General features: G+C 44.8%; 13 protein-coding genes. 6 read left to right on the top strand and 7 right to left on the bottom strand.

Going from position 1 to position 19,922, the window contains the following annotated elements; genetic code table 11:
* Positions 1–49: 49 nt before the first annotated feature.
* From NIASO_RS00770 to NIASO_RS00790, 3 genes are all read right to left on the bottom strand, one after another.
* On the bottom strand, positions 50–646 hold the full coding sequence (locus tag NIASO_RS00770) for a TetR/AcrR family transcriptional regulator (RefSeq protein WP_008581879.1): 597 nt from the start codon (positions 644–646) through the stop codon (positions 50–52).
* 715 nt (positions 647–1,361) lie between these two features.
* A complete protein-coding gene (gloA2, locus tag NIASO_RS00775) occupies positions 1,362–1,751 on the bottom strand; it encodes an SMU1112c/YaeR family gloxylase I-like metalloprotein (RefSeq protein WP_008581878.1) in 390 nt (129 codons plus the stop codon).
* Between the two features lie 819 nt (positions 1,752–2,570).
* Complete coding sequence (locus NIASO_RS00790; protein ID WP_008581874.1) at positions 2,571–8,717, bottom strand: alpha-2-macroglobulin family protein; 6,147 nt, start codon at positions 8,715–8,717, stop codon at positions 2,571–2,573.
* 237 nt (positions 8,718–8,954) lie between these two features.
* On the opposite strand from NIASO_RS00790, the gene NIASO_RS00795 reads away from it, so the two are divergent.
* Both NIASO_RS00795 and NIASO_RS00800 read left to right on the top strand, forming a co-directional pair.
* Positions 8,955–9,611, top strand: a complete 657-nt coding sequence (locus NIASO_RS00795; protein WP_008581872.1) for a protein-L-isoaspartate(D-aspartate) O-methyltransferase — start codon at positions 8,955–8,957, stop codon at positions 9,609–9,611.
* Between the two features lie 10 nt (positions 9,612–9,621).
* The gene (locus NIASO_RS00800; protein WP_008581870.1) at positions 9,622–10,317 is read left to right on the top strand and encodes a LysE family translocator; all 696 of its coding nucleotides are present in this window, start codon (positions 9,622–9,624) and stop codon (positions 10,315–10,317) included.
* A gap of 190 nt (positions 10,318–10,507) precedes the next feature.
* Here the strand turns inward: NIASO_RS00800 and NIASO_RS00805 are convergent, their stop codons facing one another.
* Entirely contained in the window at positions 10,508–11,824 is a 1,317-nt protein-coding gene (locus tag NIASO_RS00805) for a (Fe-S)-binding protein (RefSeq protein WP_025298584.1), read from the bottom strand.
* 67 nt (positions 11,825–11,891) lie between these two features.
* Between NIASO_RS00805 and NIASO_RS00810 the strand changes: the two genes are divergently transcribed.
* Positions 11,892–12,383 (top strand): phosphoribosyltransferase family protein, encoded by a 492-nt coding sequence (locus NIASO_RS00810; protein WP_008581865.1) that lies wholly within the window; start codon positions 11,892–11,894, stop codon positions 12,381–12,383.
* 167 nt (positions 12,384–12,550) lie between these two features.
* Here the strand turns inward: NIASO_RS00810 and NIASO_RS00815 are convergent, their stop codons facing one another.
* Positions 12,551–13,432, bottom strand: coding sequence for a dienelactone hydrolase family protein (locus NIASO_RS00815; RefSeq protein WP_008581863.1), 882 nt, complete (start codon positions 13,430–13,432; stop codon positions 12,551–12,553).
* A 155-nt stretch (positions 13,433–13,587) separates the two neighbouring features.
* On the opposite strand from NIASO_RS00815, the gene cmk reads away from it, so the two are divergent.
* The 3 genes from cmk (at position 13,588) to NIASO_RS00830 (ending at position 17,472) form a co-directional block, all read left to right on the top strand.
* A complete protein-coding gene (gene cmk, locus NIASO_RS00820; RefSeq protein WP_025298585.1) occupies positions 13,588–14,271 on the top strand; it encodes a (d)CMP kinase in 684 nt (227 codons plus the stop codon).
* Positions 14,272–14,511: 240 nt separating this feature from the next.
* Complete coding sequence (locus NIASO_RS00825) at positions 14,512–15,630, top strand: Gfo/Idh/MocA family protein (protein ID WP_008581860.1); 1,119 nt, start codon at positions 14,512–14,514, stop codon at positions 15,628–15,630.
* 246 nt (positions 15,631–15,876) lie between these two features.
* Positions 15,877–17,472 (top strand): C1 family peptidase, encoded by a 1,596-nt coding sequence (locus tag NIASO_RS00830; protein WP_008581858.1) that lies wholly within the window; start codon positions 15,877–15,879, stop codon positions 17,470–17,472.
* Positions 17,473–17,775: 303 nt separating this feature from the next.
* On the opposite strand, the gene NIASO_RS00835 is transcribed toward NIASO_RS00830, so the two are convergent.
* Both NIASO_RS00835 and NIASO_RS00840 read right to left on the bottom strand, forming a co-directional pair.
* Entirely contained in the window at positions 17,776–18,576 is an 801-nt protein-coding gene (locus NIASO_RS00835; protein WP_008581855.1) for a TlpA family protein disulfide reductase, read from the bottom strand.
* A 69-nt stretch (positions 18,577–18,645) separates the two neighbouring features.
* Positions 18,646–19,869 carry a DUF2130 domain-containing protein gene (locus NIASO_RS00840; RefSeq protein ID WP_008581853.1) on the bottom strand — a complete coding sequence of 408 codons (1,224 nt, stop codon included), beginning with the start codon at positions 19,867–19,869 and terminating at the stop codon, positions 18,646–18,648.
* Positions 19,870–19,922: the final 53 nt, after the last annotated feature.

Genomic DNA, 19,922 nt, shown 5'->3' on the forward strand with positions numbered 1-19,922 from the left:
GGAAATGCACTAGAAAATAATTACTATTTGAATTGTCGTCTTTTTTGGCTTAAAGATTTTCAATAATGTTCACTACCATTTGATCGAGCACTGATACGTTCATTGTTTGCGGAACGTCAGCGCTTCTTGCGATCATGATTGAAGTAAAACCATGTATGGCCGACCAGAATGCGTGCGTTTTATAACACGCAGATTCAATATTGGTTTTCTTTTCGATGATTATTTTTTTTATGATTTCATAAATTATATCCTGTAAGGCTCCAAATTCTGTTTTCATTTTTCCTTCTCCGCAACAGGGCATACCCACACCAAACATGAGTTTGAAATAGCTCCGGTTCTTGAGCGCGAACTTCCAGTAGGTTTCTACAAACGCTTTCAGCTCCTCTTTCGGCGATGCTTTTTTTGAGATGGCTTTGTGAATATTTGACAGCAGCAGTTTAAAACCGTCCTGCGAAATTTCAAAAAGAATGGCCTCTTTGTTGGCAAAGTGATCATAGATCACCGGAGCGCTGTATTCAATAGCATCCGCTATTTTCCGTATGGACAGTGCTTCCCAGCCTTCACTCTTTACCAGCTGCAACGCTGCATCGATGATCTTTTTACGGACCAGCTCCTTTTCTCTCAATTTGCGCTCTGCTACACTCATGAAAAATAAATTTACCTAACAGTGTTAGCAAAGTTAACGGTGTTTTGAAACCACTTCCAAATTTTTTTTAAAATTTGTTGCCCAAACGTTTGTTATTGCCGCACCGTTAGTGATTCATCGCTTAACGTGTTGTAGTTGTTGACGAGCACATGTGCGGGGTTAATACCATTCCCGGAAAAAGGTAACCTGGTTTTTTCTGCTTCGGTTCAAAAAAGTAAATCAAAAAGCTAAACCCAATAAAAACATTGTTTGATTTATACAGTATCTCATTGTGAAAACACTGCCCGTTTTATTTGGAAGGCCGAAGCTAAAACGGGGTGGTGACAACTGTGTGTCAGCATGTTTTTTTTCTCTCTGAAAGATTGACCTGTTTCTAGCTCAAATGAATCGTGCCGATGGCACTCAATGCTCTACCGGGCTAATCAATCCGGAATAAATTCCGGATTTACCTGATGAACAAGCCGATGGCTTTCTATGACAGAAGGGATATCATTGTGCGGGATCGGAATTCCCCGGGGCCGCGAACTTTATAGAGGCGCAGCCTCGGTTTAATGGGTTAACGAGGAACTTCAGTTCCTTGTTAGCCTAAGGTCTGGTAAGACCAGAGAGCCATCGGCTCGGCCTATAAATCGCCCCCCAAATGGTATTCTTTTTATCATTAGGTCCGCGTGTTATGGCAAAATACGTTTCATCGTTTATCAGATCGCGTGCAACACTATATTTCATAAAGCTCAATAGGCAGCCCGTCGGGGTCAGCAAAGAAGGTGAATTTTTTTCCTGTGTATTCGTCAACGCGAAAAGGTTCTACCGTTATGTTTTTTGCCTGTAGTTGCTGAATGGCTGCGGCTACGTCCGTTACTTCAAATGCAATGTGGCGCAGGCCGGTGGCTTCGGGCCTTGTGGGGCGTGGCGGCGGATCAGGGAAGGAGAATAGTTCTATAAGATATTGATCATTTAACGCCAGGTCCAGTTTATAGGAGGCGCGTTCCTCCCGGTATACTTCTTGCACAATTGTAAATCCCAGTACTTCTATATAAAACTTTTTCGACCGCTCATAATCGCTGCAAATAATAGCGATGTGATGAAGCTTTTTTAAATTCAACATATAATTGTTCTTGTATGACTTATATAATTGCAATTATACCTCTTTTCTTATAGAATAGTGTTAGCTTATTGTTTAGCCTATTCGAAATGGGTCTCCCGCAGATTTTCGCAGAAGAAGGAAGTATGATCTGCGCTTCGCCATTGGCGGTCCAGATACCGATCTAGTTGTGTGGACACAAAATATTACTTTTTATATTTTTCTACTTTTTGGGCACCCAAAAAGTAGCGCAAAAAGGGCAGGGTCAAACGAACGCCTCCGGCCGTTTGACCGGCCACGCACGCGAACATACATTACGAAAAGTGGCAACAAGGCCTTGTTGAGGAGGCAAGGTCGAAACTCCGGTTACCTGATTGTCGATCAGCCTTCCCTGCGCTGATTTTTTCCCTGCTTGATTTTTCTGAATACAAACATCCGTTGGGTAAAAAATAGGCGCCCAGGATCCGTTGATTCCCGGAGTTGCAATTAAGTAAAAGAAATACCGCTGATGAAAAACAGTTGTTTGTTCCGAATGGATGCTGCTTAGAAGGGGTTCCGCCGCAGCCCGGCCACGAAACAGGCGGCGGAATTCACCTACCGGCGAAAAAGATTTTTTGCTCCACTTTTTTATTCCCGATTGATCGGGAATAAAAGTGGGAAATATGCAATTAGACAACACTCTATTCATCTTTTTCGATGATTATTGGAAAGAGTACACATCTATAGATCTCACCCACAGGTCTTACTCTATTTATAAACTATTTGAAATGTGTCCACACGATAGGATGACCATCGGGATACGGATTCTGCAGGCCATAAAAAACTTAATGCATAAGCAAAATACTATTTCGTCACTGTAACCCTTACGCCCTCACTATGCGCGGTAAACTCCGGCGCATACATACATTGAATAGTAGTAATGCCATTGCTGAAATTACCTGCAAGGGTTGCAAACAATGTGTATTCAAATACATACGTGCCTTTGGGTAAATAACTAAAAAAGAAATTAGTGCTGGCATCTTTGGTGGATTCATAATAGCCCAGTCCCCCCTGCCATTTGTAGGAGCTTAATACATTAACCGGCTCAAAACTGCTGGCGCGCATGTCTTTCATGTGCACATATTCCATATCCCGATCTACCCGCAGCTCCACCCGCACTTTTATTTTGTCGCCCACTTTAATGGGGTTTCCTTCTGCAACCGGCGTCAGCACCGGCCCCCGGTCACTATTGGTTTCAATGAATAATTTTTTACTGAGTTTTAAAGGCGTTTCCGCTGTTGTTATTTTGTCGAGGTCCTCAAAGTACTGCCAGTACAGACTTCCCCAGGTGGGTAATGTGTTGCTTTGTTTAGGGCCAGCGCTGGGTTGATCAACCGTTACGGTTACATTGCCCATGGATGGCCGCACTTTTTCGCCCGGAATTGTTTTTTTCATATAACCGGTTCCAGCTTCCGTTTTTTCCAGTTGAGAGGTTACTTTTAATCCGCCCAGATCAATAGTTACATCGGGCGTTACCGTTAACCACAGGGTGCCTTGCAATAACAGCGCATAACAGGCTTCAGCGGTTGCTTTCGTGCTTTCCCAGTTATTGGTTTGTTTGTTTTTAAGTAACCAGGTGCGCAGGTCGTCTGCTGTTTTATGATCGGCGGCTATTTCTTCAAAGGCTTCTATGATCAGCGATTGGCGTTCAATGGGTGCTTCGTACCACCACCAGCTTCTGTAGGTGTCTTTATAATAGCTGCCCAGTTCTTCATTGTTGACGGATGTTTCTTTCAATGATTTCAGAATGTTGCCAGCAGTGCTTTTGTCGCCGCTACGATACAGTGCCAGCGCCGCCATACCCTGCATATACTTGTTGGTTTTTACCCATGTTTTCGCCGCGCGCTCCATAAAATAGCCGACAGCTTTTTGAGCATTCGCTGCAATTTTATTATTGCTGAAGAAACTGCGCATGTACAAGTATTGGATCACATAGTAGGAGGGAATGTACCCGTTTAAATCAATTTTATTTTTTATCAGGTCGTCGTAAGTGTCTTTGATCCGGGCATCCAGGTAGGGAAGGGCTTTGTTTACGATCGTATTTGATTTTTGTATTTGCGAAGGTTCAATGGCATTTAATTTTTTTAAATGTCCGATGCCTGTTATAATATATTGGGTCATGTACTGATCATCCCTGCCGCCTTTGAACCAGACAAAACCGCCGTTCGGGCTTTGGAGCTGACTTAGTTTTTCGTACGCTCTGTTCAATTCGCCGCTCATGCGCATCAGGTCAAACAAAAGAGCGAGGTTTTTCTTTTGCTGAGCCTCTGTTTTAGCCTGCAATACCCAGGGCGTTTCTTCTAGTAAAACAGATTTCAGTTCCTGATTCTTTTGAAGATTACTAAGTAATGCTGCGGTGTCCTGCGTTTTCCAGGTATCGAATACCTGTTTTATTTTCGGCGAACTGTTGGCGATCAATGTGGCCAGGGAATTGGCATAATAACGGTTCCAGGTTTGTTCCGCGCATTCATACGGATACTCCATCATATAAGGCAGCGCCTGCACCGCATACCATGCCGGGTTGGAAGTATATTCAACTGTCAGCGACTGGTTGGTGAGGGTTTCACTTTGTCCGCTTTTCAATAATTTATCAAAGGTGAATTTTTTGGAACCATTGCCACGCATTGCAAGAGGTAGAGATTCGGTAACCAGCATCCGGTTGGTTAATACGGGCAACATATTTTCTTCGCCATCACTTAATGCAACGGTATTTGCTTTTTCGTTTGGAACCGTTGCGGTGATGCGCCAGGTAATGGCTTTACTGAATTGGTAAGGCACTTCAATGGGAAACTGTACTTGCTGGCTCTGACCTGCGGCGATGGTAAAATATTGTTGTGGGATCACATTTTTAAACCAGCCATCGATGGGCTCATTGGTAGCGGCATCAAATAATTGCAGGGTGGCGATGCCCGTTATTTCTTTGGAGGAAAGATTAACCACTTTGCTGCTGAATTCCATTTTATCACCTTCTCTCAAAAAGCGTGGTGCATTGGGTTGCACCATCAGTTCTTTTTGGGTGACGATCTCCTTTGAAGTATAACCAAATGCCAGTTCTTTAGTATGTGCCAAGGCCTGGAACTTCCAGCGGGTAAGGGCTTCAGGCATTGTGAAAGAGAAGCGAATGGTTCCGTCTTTGTCCGTGGTAAGGTTGGGCAGGAAGAAAGCGGTTTCATTAAAGTTCTTTCGGGGCTGTATTGCTGTTGGTGCAGCAATGTTTGACGGAATATCCGTATTAGCTTCCATTGCATCCATTGCCAGAGTGGGAACTGCCATCCCCAGGGAAGTTACAGCGCCGGTAATCGCCCTCTTGTTTTGAGTACCATATCCCACTACCACAACTTCGTTCACTGAAGAGTTGTCTCTCAGTTGTATCCCCGCTGCTTTCCCTTCCAAAGGCAGGCTTGCGACTGCACCGTATAAAATTGCCCGCCTGATAAATGGATTTTGGGAAACTAATTCGTCATAACGTTTGTCAAAATTTTTGTATTCTGAATGTAGGGTTGAACTTGTATGAGCACGCGTAATTGAAAAATTGCTCCCTGAGCTCCAATTATTATAATTGTAGCGGTTGGGCCATAGGCCTGGAATCCTCCATTGATGTGGGTAGAATTGATCCAGCGAAGCATCGTACATACTGGCAAGCAGTTCTGCCGCTACTTTTTCACCTTTATAACCCCTGATGGTGACACTCCATTTTTCCTCCGCGCCCGGCAGTGTCTTATCGCGGAAGGTGCCGTATTCAACTTTCAGCTCTTTGTTAGTCCAGGGTACTGCAATGGTTTGATTGATGGTAAATACCCGGTTGTTTTTCACAAACATATAATTCACCACATAACCGCCCCGGTCGGCCCCGGTGGCGCCAAATTCAAAATTGCGGGTAGTATTGTTGAGTGCGGAGAATGTGTACTGTGTTTTGTCTTTTGTCAGCCCCTGTACCAGGAATACATCTGGCGCAGTGCTGCCAATCTCAATAGTTGTTTTTTCTCCTGGCTCAATGGGCTTTGGTATGCTGGCCCACAGGTATTGCGGGTAAGCTTTTTGTTTTTGTTTCGATTCATAGAACTCCGCATAGTGGATATCCTTTACTTCTTTTCCGTCTTTGTCTTTCGCCGTAATTTCAATGGCATAAACCCCCGTTTCGGGGATAGCTTGTTTTACTTCAACCCTCCCGGTTGAATCCGTAGTTGCTTTTTGTATAAGCTGGGTTTGTGTTTTGGCCCAACTGGCGAATTGATCCTCATCTTTGTAAATATCATTGGGAAAATTTTTAATGTATTCTTCTTTAGTCATTGTAAACTGATCGGGCTGCTCCCAATAACGCTTCCGCAGCAAACGCTGTTCGGGCTTCAGTTTGGTAAGTGTCACATTGATCGTTGCTTGCTCAAATGTACCGGCCATATTCTGCGTGCTGATGTGCAGGTTGGTTGTGGCTTCGATAGGGATGCGTTGCGGGATCTCGGCAGTTATCAAAAGCGATTTATATCCAACAGAAACGGATTGTTCACCACTTCTTACTTCGCCATTGATGTCGGTTACATCCGTGTACACCTGGTAGTCAAATACCGGTTCCATTTTTGGATCAATACTCCGGTCGGGAATAGCATCGAAACGAATAATAAATTTGCCATCAGCATTTGTAGTGGCTGTACCGTGGGCTATTTCCATTTGCTCTCGATTCATTAGCCACCAATAACCCCTAAAGATCCAGGGGTAGGGAAAGCGTGCCTGGCGTACTACGCGGTATTTTACGGTGGCTCCATCCAGATCATTTCCCGCGTAGGCTTTGGCAAGCCCCTTAACCGTAATGCTGTCATTCAGTTTATAAGTGCCCTTCATCTTTTCAAAGTCTACGAAAAATTTGGGACGCTTATATTCTTCCACTCTGAAAGAACTGCTTCCTTCGGTGGTGGCGATGCTAAAACCGCCGTTTAATCCTCCCTCCGGCAAATGAAAACTGCCGCTGAAGGATCCGAACGCATTGCTGGTCACGGGCAGGTCAGCTACTTTTTGGTGATTGGCGTCATAGAGGGTTACCATGGTTTTGTATCTGGCCAAAACGGATGAATTCTTTTTAGCCGGATCGGTATTAACGGCAATGCCTTTAAAGTAAACCGTTTGGCCGGGCCGGTAAAGACTTTTGTCAGTAAAGAAGAATATTTTGGTGTTTTTCTTTTGCGCAGGGGCTGAGTAATTATTGTAATAGTAACCATAATTGTTGTCATCCATAAAAAAGCGTTCTTTTTGATACATAATATCGAGAAGATAATTATTTCCGCTTTTGATGTTATTGTTATCTGTGGTTCCTGAAAATGTAAAATACCCGTTTTGATCGGTTGAAGCCGTACTTATTTTTTTGTTAAGATAACTTCTTGTTTTGTAATCATAATCTTTTTTCCAAATGGTAACTGTAGCATTATTCAATGGTTGTCCGGTATTTCTGTTTAAAACAAAAAAATCGGTTTTATTATTTACATAACTTATGTTTGAAATATAGGTTAACTGTAAAGCGAGGATATTTTTGCTGGAATCAAAATCCTTATTCAGGGAAGTAATGATGTAATACTCGCCATTGGGTAATCCATCAGCTTTAATCTCCGCGCGATGCTCCCGGTAATCATTAGCCGCTGGCAATGCTTGCTCCCAAGATCGGATAGGGGCTGCTTTTGTGAACAGTTTCCAGTATTTTTCTTTTCCGTCACGGTCGGCCACAGCTGCTTTTAATTCAGATGTGGCAGGTATAATGCGCAGAAAGATTGTTGGGGTGTTTTTATAGGTGACCAATATCCGAAAAGGCTGATCGGGAAGGTTTACTTTTTCCAGATGAAAGCTAGACTCAGGCTCGCGTATTTCTTGCAATAAATTTCGGGCATTGACACTTCCTTCATTGCTGTTCCTTTGGTTTGTAATTTTTTCAAGAATTATAGTGGCGGTAATGATGTGCTTGTCATCCGGATTTTGTTTATTGCCAGGGAGATTGGATTGTTCGTACTGCCATTGCGCCATCAGGAACCGGGCCTGGTCCATCGCCGGAAGCTGCCCATATTTTTGAACTATTTTTTCGAGTCCTGCATAATAGAGGGCGTCTTTGTCCGGACTAACGGCCTGCTGGTGCATAAATTCCAGTCTGCTGATATCCGCGTCAATAAGCGCTTCAGGGCTTTTGTCTTTCAGATGCAACCGGATCAGTTTTTGATACAATTGCAGCGCTCTAAAACTGAGCGAAAGGCTATCCCTGGTCTGAAAAACACTATTTGCAAAGGTTGCAGCGGGTGCAAAGGCATCGGGCTGGTCGATCTCAAATTTATAAGCGGGCTGGGTTATGGTCCGTTCCGGATTCTTAAAATAATCCAATGCCCGGAATGCGAGCAGATCATAAAGGGTGGGGCGCAGGTTGCGTACATTCCCCTTTGTGATCAATGCATCATATGGCTCTAATCTTGTTTGCTGTAATAGTTTTTCAGGCGCTACTGATTCCAGGTACAGGTTGCTGATCACCTTTGTAAAATCATCCGCTGTCCAGGTTTCGGGGTCAGTCTTTTCGAAGTTTACCGTGTTAGTCCGGTTATAAAATTTGTGACGGTTCCAATTAAAGTATTGCTGATAGATGGACGCCTGGTAGCTTTTTAATAAAGCCGTAACCACTTCGCTACTTTCTTTTATTTCCGTTTCTATGGAGCTAATGCCCTTTAGTTCACTGTTCTCATTATTCGATTCCTGTAGGTAATTCATATAGAGCAGGGCTTTTATTACCTGCGCCTCTTGGCGATCTGCTTTTGCCTTTGCATAAATCTTTTTTACAATTGCCGTGGCAGACCGGTTCTGCCCTTTTTCAATCGTATCCATTACCACCTTCCAGTCGGCTTCATAGTTTTTTACAGATTGAGCGTTACTTTTCATACAGGTAAACAGGATAGCCATTAAAAAAAGGAGATGAATTCCCGGGAGCTTCATAAATAGAGTTTATTAAGAGATGCAGTAAGGTGTAAAATTACATAAAACGAGCGTCATCCCGACACCTGCGAAGCTGGATAGGGAGCCCGTACTGGCGGAATGAAAAATATAAAATATGAAATGGTTTCAAGTTCCAGGTTGCGGGTTTCTGGTTTCGGGCATAAACTGACAACTAATGGCTAATAACTGAATACTGGCAGCTCAAATCTCAACAGAAATCGTTTACATTTGCCGGGTATGAGAAGGACGTTAGAAGATACATACCGGCACAAGGGATTAAGGAAAAAGCTGGTGGAGGTAGTAAAGGGAAAAGGGATTACGGATGAAACGGTGTTGGAGACGATGAATGCTATTCCGCGTCATTTTTTTCTGGATTCCGCATTTGATGATGTGGCTTACGAAGACCGGGCTTTTCCGATAGGTGAGGGGCAAACTATATCGCAACCCTACACAGTTGCTTACCAGACACAATTACTGGAACTGACGCCGGGGATGAAAGTATTGGAGATCGGTACGGGAAGTGCTTACCAGGCGGTGGTGCTGGCAAAAATGGGTGTGAAATTATTTACGATAGAACGGCAAAAAATGCTGTTTGAGGAGAATAAAGGATTTGCCTACCTGAAACAGTTTCCTTTTATAAAATTTTTTTATGGCGATGGCTACCAGGGCCTGCCTACTTATGCGCCGTTCGATAGGGTGTTGATTACAGCCGCAGCGCCGGAAATCCCGCAAAAACTGATAGAACAATTAAAGCCGGGAGGGATGATGGTGATCCCAGTGGGAACAGGGAATGTGCAGCAAATGATGCGCTTAACCAAACAGGCAGACGGGAAAATGCAGGAAGAATTGTTTGATAATTTCTCTTTTGTGCCCATGCTGGCGGGTAAAAACTAAATGAAAAGCAGTGACGGAAAGTATTGCTAAAGGGTGGGTGCGCGTGTTTATTACCGGAATGGTGATCAGCTTCCTGGGCTGTCTGCCCCTGGGAACCTTAAACATTGCAGCCATGCAGATCGCAATCAATCAGTCGGTAGAAAATGCGCTGCTGTTTTCTTTGGGAGCGCTCACGGCCGAAATGATCTATGTACGCCTGTCGTTAGTAGCGATGGACTGGGTGCGCAAGCAGGAAAAAATATTCCGCATGCTGGAATGGCTGACCTTGCTGATCATTGTGGCACTGGCGGTTTCAAGCCTGTATGCGGCGATGCACCCGCAGCAGGGCAGGAATGTTATTTTAAACAATAACCTGCCGTCTTATATCCTGGGATTGAGTATGAGCGCGCTAAATCCTGTGCAGATTCCTTTTTGGTTTGGATGGAGCACAGTGCTGTTTACCAAAAATGTGTTGAAACCACAGGCTGCTTATTATAATACTTATATCATTGGTATTGGCCTGGGAACCATGCTGGGCAACTGTGTTTTTATTTTTGGAGGCCGGCTGATCGCCAGTAAGATTCAGAATAACCAGTCCTTAATGAATTACGTTATCGGCGGGGTATTTGTAATTACTGCGCTGATCCAATGCTGGCGCATGTTTGTGAAGAAGAAGGATATTGGGGCGAAGTTACATGAGACGGAGGAGGGAATGCCGAACGCATAATGCCTAATGCAAAACGCAGAAATAGTTCATGGTCGATAGTCCATAGTTCATAGCAGAGCACAGCATTACAAAAGATAACTGACAACTTAAATCTGATGGCTGATCAAGAACCCTCTTAGAACCCTCGTAGCCATATTATTCAAATGATTCAAACCTGAACCCTGGAACCTGAAACTTGTAACCTGTAACATCATCCGCCTTGCGTCCACGCGTCCCGGTCGTCCGGACTGAATTTCCAGGGAGCAAAATTGGTTTCTACATTGCTGAACATAGCATTCCATTCTTGCGGGGCGCTGCTTTCTTCCATTATTAAATAACGTCGCAACTGCAGAATAATATCAAGGGGGTTAATGCTTACCGGGCATTCCTGCACGCAGGCATTACAGGTGGTGCAGGCGCGCAGCTCTTCTACAGAAATATAATCGTGCAATAAGCTTTTGCCATCGTCTTTCCATTCCCCGGTTTTATCAATATTTTTCCCCACTTCCGCAACGCGGTCACGGGTATCCATCATGATCTTCCGGGGGGATAATAATTTTCCGGTGCTGTTGGCGGGGCAGGCAGCGCTACAACGGCCGCATTCAGTGCAGCTATAAGCATCTAATAAATTTTTCCAGCTCAGGTCCATCACATCTTTAGCGCCAAATTTAGCTGGGGGAGCCGCATCAGTGGGTGCCAGTTCCGGCTGCATAGCGTACAGTACTTCATTTTGTACCGAAGGCATATTTTCCATTTCGCCCATAGGCTCCAACCGGGCATAATACGCATTGGGGAAGGCCAACAAAATATGGAGGTGCTTGGAATAAGGCAGGTAATTGAGAAACGCCAGGATGCCGGCGATATGCAACCACCAACAACCGCGTTCAATTTCTTCCAGCGTGCTGTCTGAAAACCCGCTTAGCAAAGGTTGTAAATGTTCGGAAATAATAAAGTTACCTGTAGGATGCACCGCATAATGGGCAACGCCGCGCGCCTGTAGCAACGTATCGCTGGCATTCATGGTCAGGAATAAAGCCATCAGAAGGATCTCCGTGATCAGGATATAGTTGGCGTCGCTCCTGGGCCAGCCGTTCAGATCTTTACTCATGAAACGGCGGATCTTTAAAATATTTCTCCGGATCAGGAAAACGGCACAAAAGGAGAGTACCAGCAGCGCCAGCACTTCAAACGAATTGATCAAAAAATCATATAAGCCGCCCAGCACTCCGGCAAAAAGGCGGTGCGTGCCCACTATCCCATCCAGGATGATCTCCAGTATTTCAATATTGATAATCACAAACCCGGCATATACAAAAAAGTGCAAAAAACCTACCAGCGGGTTGCGGAACATCTTTTTTTGACCAAATGCAAGCAGTAGTACATTTCTCCAGCGTTGGTTGGGATGGTCACTAATCACCTCGTCTCTGCCCAGGTTAATATTGCGACGGATCTGCTTTATCTTTTTTGAAAAAAGTACAACGGCAGCTATGAATAGCAGTATAAATAAAATTTGTTGAGCAATTTGCATGTGCATTCAGTTACAAAGTGCTAATTTACGCCATCCTTTACAAGTAACTTCTATAAATAAACAATTCGTGAAAAAATATATTTTAAATGCCGATGCAGTGGAGAAGAAAATGCAGCGCCTGGCACTTGAATTAATTGAAAATAATTTATATGAAAAAGAGCTGATCCTGGTAGGGATCGAGGAAAGCGGCGTGGTGCTGGCCAAAAATATTCAGCAACGGATGAAAGGGAATAGCACTATTAAAACAGAACTGGTTACGCTTAAACTGGATAAGAAAAGACCGGAAGCTGTAACACTTAGCAAGGAACTAAATTTTGATGGCAAGGTTGTGGTTGTTATCGATGATGTAACCAACAGCGGCAAAACACTTTTATACGCGTTAAAACCTTTTTTGAATTACCACCCTAAAAAAATACAAACACTTGTTTTAGTAGAACGGACGCATACGCTCTTTCCGATCACCCCGGATTACCGCGGCACCTCCCTGGCTACCACGCTCCAGGATCATATTTATGTGGAGATTGAGGGCGATAAGGTGGTGGGGGCGTATTTGAGATAGGCGGAATGCTAAATACCGAACGCATAATGCTCAATGCGTAATGCAGGAAAATACGATCCGGTATAGCTTGAATAGTTATTAAAAGATACTCGATACTAGATTCTGGATATTGGATATCAAGCATCCAGCATCCAATATCAAAATATCTGCGCCAATAACTACTAACGCTAAGAAAACACTTTCGACAGAAATTTCTTCATCTCCTCCCAGGAAGCTTTATCCGCGGCTTCGTTGTATTTAATATCCAGTTTATATTTTTCCCCGATGGCGGTTGCCGCCGGGTTGGTAAATCCATGTTTCGCATTGGGATACCCGATAAACTGCATATTTGCGTTGGCTGTTTCCATTTCTTTTTTGAAATCGTTCACCACATTTACGGGAACAAAAGAATCAGCATCTCCGTTCAGCACCAGTATGGAAGGATGAATGCCTCCCTTACGCGCCGTAATGCCATAATTGGCCAGGTCTCCGTGAAAACTCACCACACCATTTATGTTTTCGCCAAGACGCGCCATATTTAATGCCATCGAACCGCCAAAGCAATAGCCGATCGCCGCAATTTTTGTTGTATCAGCCTCTTTGAAGGTCTTGGCTATTGCCATCGCATTATCAAAACGCTCCTGAGCCAGTTGTGGATTTTTGTAATATTTGGTTGCTTCTGCTCCAGCACCTTTGGGATCTTCAAATGTTTTACCATTCCCATACATATCCACTACTACTGCCAGGTATCCCAACTCAGCTACTTGCTTTGCCCTGCTTTTTATATAATCGGTGACGCCCCACCATTCAGGGATGATAAGCACAATTGGTTTTTTGCCGGGGTTGGCCGTATCAAAAGCTGCAATGCTGTTAAAGGTTTTAATGCCATCCTCAAATTCAACGGGCTCGATCTTTATATGCGGCAGTTCTCTAACAGTAGCGGCTCCCGTGGTATCAGAGGAATCCATATTGGACGCAGGAGGCGCTGCTTTATCTTTACCACCGTTGCAGGCAATTAAGAACAGGAAGATAAAAAAGGAAACCGGGAATAAAATCCGTTTGAGGTACATAGTTTCAAGGTTTGATTGAATATACAAAATAAACTTTAATAAAGCAAAGGTTGCAAATTTATTGGGAAAGCAACAATTTTCCCTTAATAAAAAATTGTATCTTGCTGTAGAATTGGCTCCTGATTAATACGGAGGTTGCGATGGGTAATGAAATTATGAAAAAAAAGATCATTGTTGCAATAGATGGCTGGTCCAGTTGCGGGAAAAGCACGCTGGCCCGGGCACTGGCTAAACAATTGGGGTATATTTATGTAGATAGCGGTGCTATGTACCGGGCCATCACCTTATATTTTCTCCGGGAGCATATTGACTGGACCAATGAAACCCTGATACCGGCTGCTTTGGAAGATATAGAGCTGGATTTCAGACCGAATGAAAATACCGGCGAAATAGAAATTTACCTGAACGATGAGAATGTGGAATACCTGATCCGCGACCTGATCGTAGCTGAAAAAGTGAGCGAAATTGCTGCCATAAAAGACGTGCGCGCCTTTGCCGTGGAACAGCAGCAAAAGATGGGGAAGAAAAAAGGGATCGTAATGGATGGCCGCGATATTGGAACGGTTGTTTTTCCCAGGGCGGAGTTAAAAATATTCATGACGGCCGACAATGCGGTACGGGTGGAGCGGCGGTTTAAAGAACTGGTAGAAAAAAATCCGAATATTTCTGTTGAAGAAGTAGCAGAAAATATCCAGATGCGCGATTATATTGATGCTAACCGGGAAATAAGCCCGCTGCGACAGGCAAAAGATGCGATCGTGTTAGACAATACCAATCTTACACAGGATGAGCAATTAAAAAAAGCCCTGAAATTAGTGAAAGGCGCCGTTGTAGCCTGAACGATACGAATCGATAAATGAGTATGTTATTTGCTGAACGCCTCAATGGCTCTTAATAACTCTATTGATTGATAATGCAATATTCTTATCAGAATAGAAATAAAGAATAAGAAATATTAAATAAGGAAATGTAAAAGTAGATCGGGTTTCTTGAATGAAAATTTCTAATCTAACGTGGTGCGCTCTCCCATTTATTACTTTATATTCTTCTTTGTTTAGCCATCTGCAAAATTCTTCGTCATGAGTACACGTCGCCATTTTATCCGCAATATCAGCCTGTCCACCCTGGGTGCCTATACTTTAATGGATTGGAAACCGGCTTCAGCCCTGTCTTTTTTTAATAGTGATGCGGTGCTGAAAGTTGCCTTGCTGGGGCTGGGCGGCTATGCGTCCCGGGTAGCGGAAGCGATACAGCAATGTCAACGCGTAAAAATTACCGGTCTCATCAGCGGTACGCCGGAAAAATTAAAACAATGGGGAGAAAAATATAAGGTCCCCGAAAAGAACCGGTACAATTATCAAAATTTTGATGCCATAAAAAATAACCCTGATATCGATGCGGTATATGTGATCACGCCGAATGCCCTGCATCATGATCAGGTGATCCGCAGTGCAAAGGCAGGTAAGCATGTGATCTGCGAAAAGCCAATGGCGATCAGTGCAAAGGAAGGAAGGGAGATGATCGAAGCCTGTAAAAAAGCCGGCAAACAACTGCTGGTGGGCTACCGGATGCATTTTGAACCACTGACGTTGGAAGTGGTACGCATGCGGAGTGCAGGAGAGTTGGGCGCCATACGGTTTTTTCAGGGCCTTTGCGGATTCAGGATCGGCGACCCCACGCAATGGCGGCTGAATAAAGCGCTGGCGGGTGGTGGTTCGCTAATGGATATCGGCATTTATGCATTAAACGGCAGCCGGTATATGGTAGGCGAAGAGCCGGTATGGGTTACGGCACAGGAAACAAAAACAGATCCGGTAAAGTTTAAAGAAGGTGTTGACGAAACGATTACGTTTCAACTCGGCTTTCCCAGCGGTGCCGAAGCCTCCTGTCTTTCTACCTATAATATGAATAACCTGGACCGGTTCTTTCTAAACGGCGATAAGGGATTTGCCGAGTTACAGCCCGCAGCGGGCTATGGCCCGATCCGTGGAAAGACGAATAAAGGTCCCCTGGATATTAAAAATCCCTTGCCGCAGCAAACGATCCAGATGGATGAAATGGCGGCCATCCTTCTCGATAATAAAAAGCCGATAGTACCTGTTGATGGGGAAGAGGCGCTTAAAGACCTGGTGCTTATTGAAGCTATTTATAAAGCGGTGAAAACGGGGGGCCAGGTGAAGCTGAATGCGGAACGCTAAATGCAAAATGCAGAACGCCAAATGCTCAATACAAAATGCGAAACGACGGACACTGACCGCTCTATTCAGAAATCGGAGGTCAACCTGCAACCAACGATAAACGATAAATAACGTAACGAACCTTGAACGTCAAACGATAAACAACAAACCAGAAACCTGCAACCAGAAACCGGATCTCAAAACATTTTTTCTAACATTCGATTGTCTTTCCCGTCCCCGCATTATTTTTATACCAAATTTTAGCTTATGCCTATCAGAATGACAGACGACCCTGATAACGGGAATGATGATTTTAACGAAGATGCCGGTGGTGGCTCTGGCCCGGGCGGCGGAGGGGGCGGCCTGCTGGGACTGCTGCCTTTATTGCTGGGCCTGTTCCGTGGAAAAGGGATCATTGTGCTGCTGGTGATTGGGGCAGCGGTTTATTTTTTAGGCGGTCGCGGCGGTTGTGGAAACATAGGCGGTGGTGTGGCAGATGCTGCCAAACAATTATTCTCACAAAGCGGTTACAGCTATAGCCCGTCCGAATTTGATAAGGCGAAAATTTATGAAGGGCTTGATAATAATACTACTAAAAACCCTTTGCCGGAAGCCGTTTCCTTACTGCGGTTTGCGCCTACGGCGGGCGACCAGGGACACCAGGGTAGCTGCGTGGCCTGGAGCAGCGCTTATGCTGCTCAGACCATTTTAACAGCGGCGGCTACGGGCAAAGATCCGAATACGATCGCCTTCAGTCCGTCGTATTTATATAACCAGATCCGGTTGGGGAACGATTGCCAGGGCTCTTATGTGCAGCGCGCCATGGAAGCCATGAAAGCCAATGGGGGTGTACCCTTGCGCGATTATCCTTATGACGACCAGGATTGCAACCGGACGCCGGGCAGCTCGGCGATCCAGGAAGGCCGGCAGAATCTGATCCATGGGTTTACCCGTTTAACCGAGGGCGATAATTTAAACCAGATCAGTATAAGGGCCATTAAAGAACATCTGGCGAAGGATGCACCTGTAGTGATCGGGATGCTGGTGGGACAAAGTTTTATGCAGGATATGATGGGGCAGGACCTGTGGCGGCCGCAGGGTATGGACCAGGCGCAGATGGGGATGGGTGGCCATGCCATGTGCGTGATCGGTTATGATGATCGTAAGTATGGCGGCGCGTTCCAGATATTGAATAGTTGGACGCCCAAATGGGGCAATAACGGGGTGGCCTGGGTGCGGTATGGCGATTTTCAGAATTACGTGCGTGAAGCCTATGGGATCGATCCGCTACCTAAAGCGGCCAATGTAGCGGCCATGCCGCTGGAATGTTATATCGGCCTGGTTAATAATGCTACCAAGCAATATATAAAGCTGAAAGCTGCGGGCAACAATGCTTTTCAGACCGTAACGCCGATCAAAGTGGGCACGCGTTTCAAGATGGAAGTGAAGAATACCACGGAATGTTATATTTATATTTTCGGGGAAGATACCAATGGCAGCAGCTATGTGTTATTCCCTTATTTAAAACCCGGGCAAACCGTTTCCAAACATTCGCCGTATTGCGGTATTACGGGGTACCGGCTGTTCCCTAAAGGTCAGTCGCTGGAGGCCGACAACGTAGGTACAAAAGACCAGATCGCGATAGTGGCCAGTAAAAAAGAACTGAATTACAACGATTTTAATAACGCCATTAATAACAGCCCCCAATCTACTTACGCGGGCAAAGTGGCCGATGCCATACGATCGATACTGGCTCCCGGCGCCACTTATAACAGCGCTTCCGACGGCCGCATGTATTTTAAAGCAACGGCAAATGCGGGGCAGGCGGTGGCTACGGTGGTCGCATTCGATAAAGTACCTTAACGTTGTATAACTATTCTCATTGCCCCGGCGCCTTAATGACGACATTCGCTGCGTCTTTGCTCCTTTGCGTCGTAGCGTGATATAACAGTGATGCATCAATGCCGCCAGCTTCAGTACTACTATCAGCATCCTTGTGTCACTCCCTTCGGCTGCAGTAGTACTAGCTGCAATTATGATTTCCTTTTAGTGAGAGGAGTATGGTAGATGTGTGCCGACAGGTGCAATGGAACGATGACATTCGCTGCGTCTTTGCTCCTTTGTCCCGATAGCTATCGGGATTGCAAGAAATAAAATAACCAGGCATTATCTTTTTTCTATTTCCTTTTCAAAGAACGGAATTATTTCTTTCGCTTCCTGGGTTACTTTTACAATCTTTCCCGCCCGGTTAATTAAAAAATGTGTGGGATAGCCGGTAACCTGCAGCTCCTTACTTAAATAGTCGTGCTGTTCGGGCACTGTCGCATAGTTAAATGAATGGGTTTTGAAAAATTGATGTAGACTATCCTTTGGATCAGTAGCCAGGCTAATGAAAAGTGCATCTTTTCTATTCCGGTATTTTTCAACAAGTTGGTTTAATTCAGGAAATTCGGCTACACAGGCAACACAATGAACAAACCAGCATTTAAGTAGCATCACTTTTCCCTTCGTGTTCTCCGGAGTATAGGTTGTCCCGTTTAAGTCAGCAAAATGATAGCGGGGGAGTTCTTTCCCTTCCCAGTTATAGTTTTTAATGTGGGCATAGGCAAGCTGAATCGTTCTGTCTGAAATTTCGGAGTCTATCTTTTCCGGGTGCTCAATTTTATAAACGGAGGAATCGTCTTTTATCAGAACCTCAAAGGGAACATAATTCCCACTGGCAAGTTTATGTAGAAAAGCGGCCTTGCTGATCCTGGTGGAATCTTCGTTTAAAGGAATGAAATCTCTTTCCAGGTGTATTTTTCCTGAGATGTAAGTCCACCAGGTCCTGAAATCCTTTAAAATGGCGGCCTTATTTGGTGCAACCACAGCAGTTACAGTATGCGCATTGCCGCCGCTGTTATTGGAAGTGCATGCAAGTGTTAAGAGGATCGTTACAAGAGTAAAAGCAGTAGCCAATCGTTTCATATTTTTTACATTTTAACGCAAGCTTCCTTACTGCCGGCCTTTTACATTCCTAATTCCTTATTCTATATTTTACATTCCTTCGTCTTCGTATCCCAGCAGGTTCAGGTCCACCGATTCCAGACCGCTGATGCCATCAATAGATCCCCGGATATGCGTGGCGTTCAGTAACACTTTTTCCAATTGTTTTTCACGTGCCTTCCACAAGCGCTCCATCGCATCCCGCTCTTTCTGAATCGAAACTTTCATACTTAAAAAGCCTTCGCGTATGGCTTTCCATTGTTCGGCAAACTCGGGACTGGTAAGGTAGGCGTAGAGCATGTTCATTTTGTCACCTTTATTCTCCTGGCTTTTCCCGGCATTAAAGATCCTGATGATACCGTCCCGCAAAACAGAAGCCAATGCCCTGGCCTCCGTAAAGTTACAGATCCAGATCCCTTCTTTTTCGCCAAATTGCTCCATATCTTTCGGGTACCGCCGGGTAACCAGTATGGCCACATCGGCGCCCTGGCCGCGCATGTCGGCTTTTAATTTTTCGACCCAATCATTGCTGAAATTTTCTGCGCGCTTGCTTTCCCAGATTATTTTTCCGCAGGCCACGCCAAGGGTGTTCCGGATGGTTTGTATACAATCGGCCCCACGCACGCCTTTGCCCACTTCTTGTATAACATCAAAAGGGAAGGCAGTTGCCAGCATTTCCTCCAGCGCCAGTTCCTGGCTTTCACCCTGCAATTGCATCGAGCCTTGTTCCGCTTTACGCTGCATCTCTGCTGCCAGCTTTTTTTGTTGTTCCAGTTGGGTTTCCAGCTCCTTCAATCTCAATTGAAATTCATTTTCGCGCAGCGCAGATCGTTGCGCATCTATTTGCTTCAGCTCCTCGGCAATTTTATCCCGTTCTGTATTTAATTTCTTTTGAATGGTAATTTCAAGCTCTGCTTCTTTGGTTTTAAATTCCTGTTGTTGTTTCAGCAGCTCTATTTCTTTTTGCCGGGCCAGTTTCAGGCGTTCCTCGTTTTCGGCATTTGATTTTTGCAGTAATTCCAGTTTGTTTTCAAAGTCTCCGGCGATGGTTTTTGTTAGCTGTTCCTCTAATTGTTTTTGCAGGGAAGATCTTTCGGTTTGCAGCTTTTGCTGCCATTCCTGTTCTTTTTTGGTAAGCTCCGCCTGGTACTCCTCGTTTTTTTTTCTTTGCCAGTCGGCTACTTTGGCGCGCAGTTCTTTTTCCACCTCATCGCGGATCGCATCATTGGGCTCAAACTCGGTTCCGCAATTCGGACATTTTATTTGTGTAGACATAACGTTCTGATTCTATTGGCCAAACTTACAAAAATTCCCAATGGTTATTTCTG

The organism is Niabella soli DSM 19437, assembly GCF_000243115.2.
Taxonomy (GTDB): Bacteria; Bacteroidota; Bacteroidia; order Chitinophagales; family Chitinophagaceae; genus Niabella; species Niabella soli.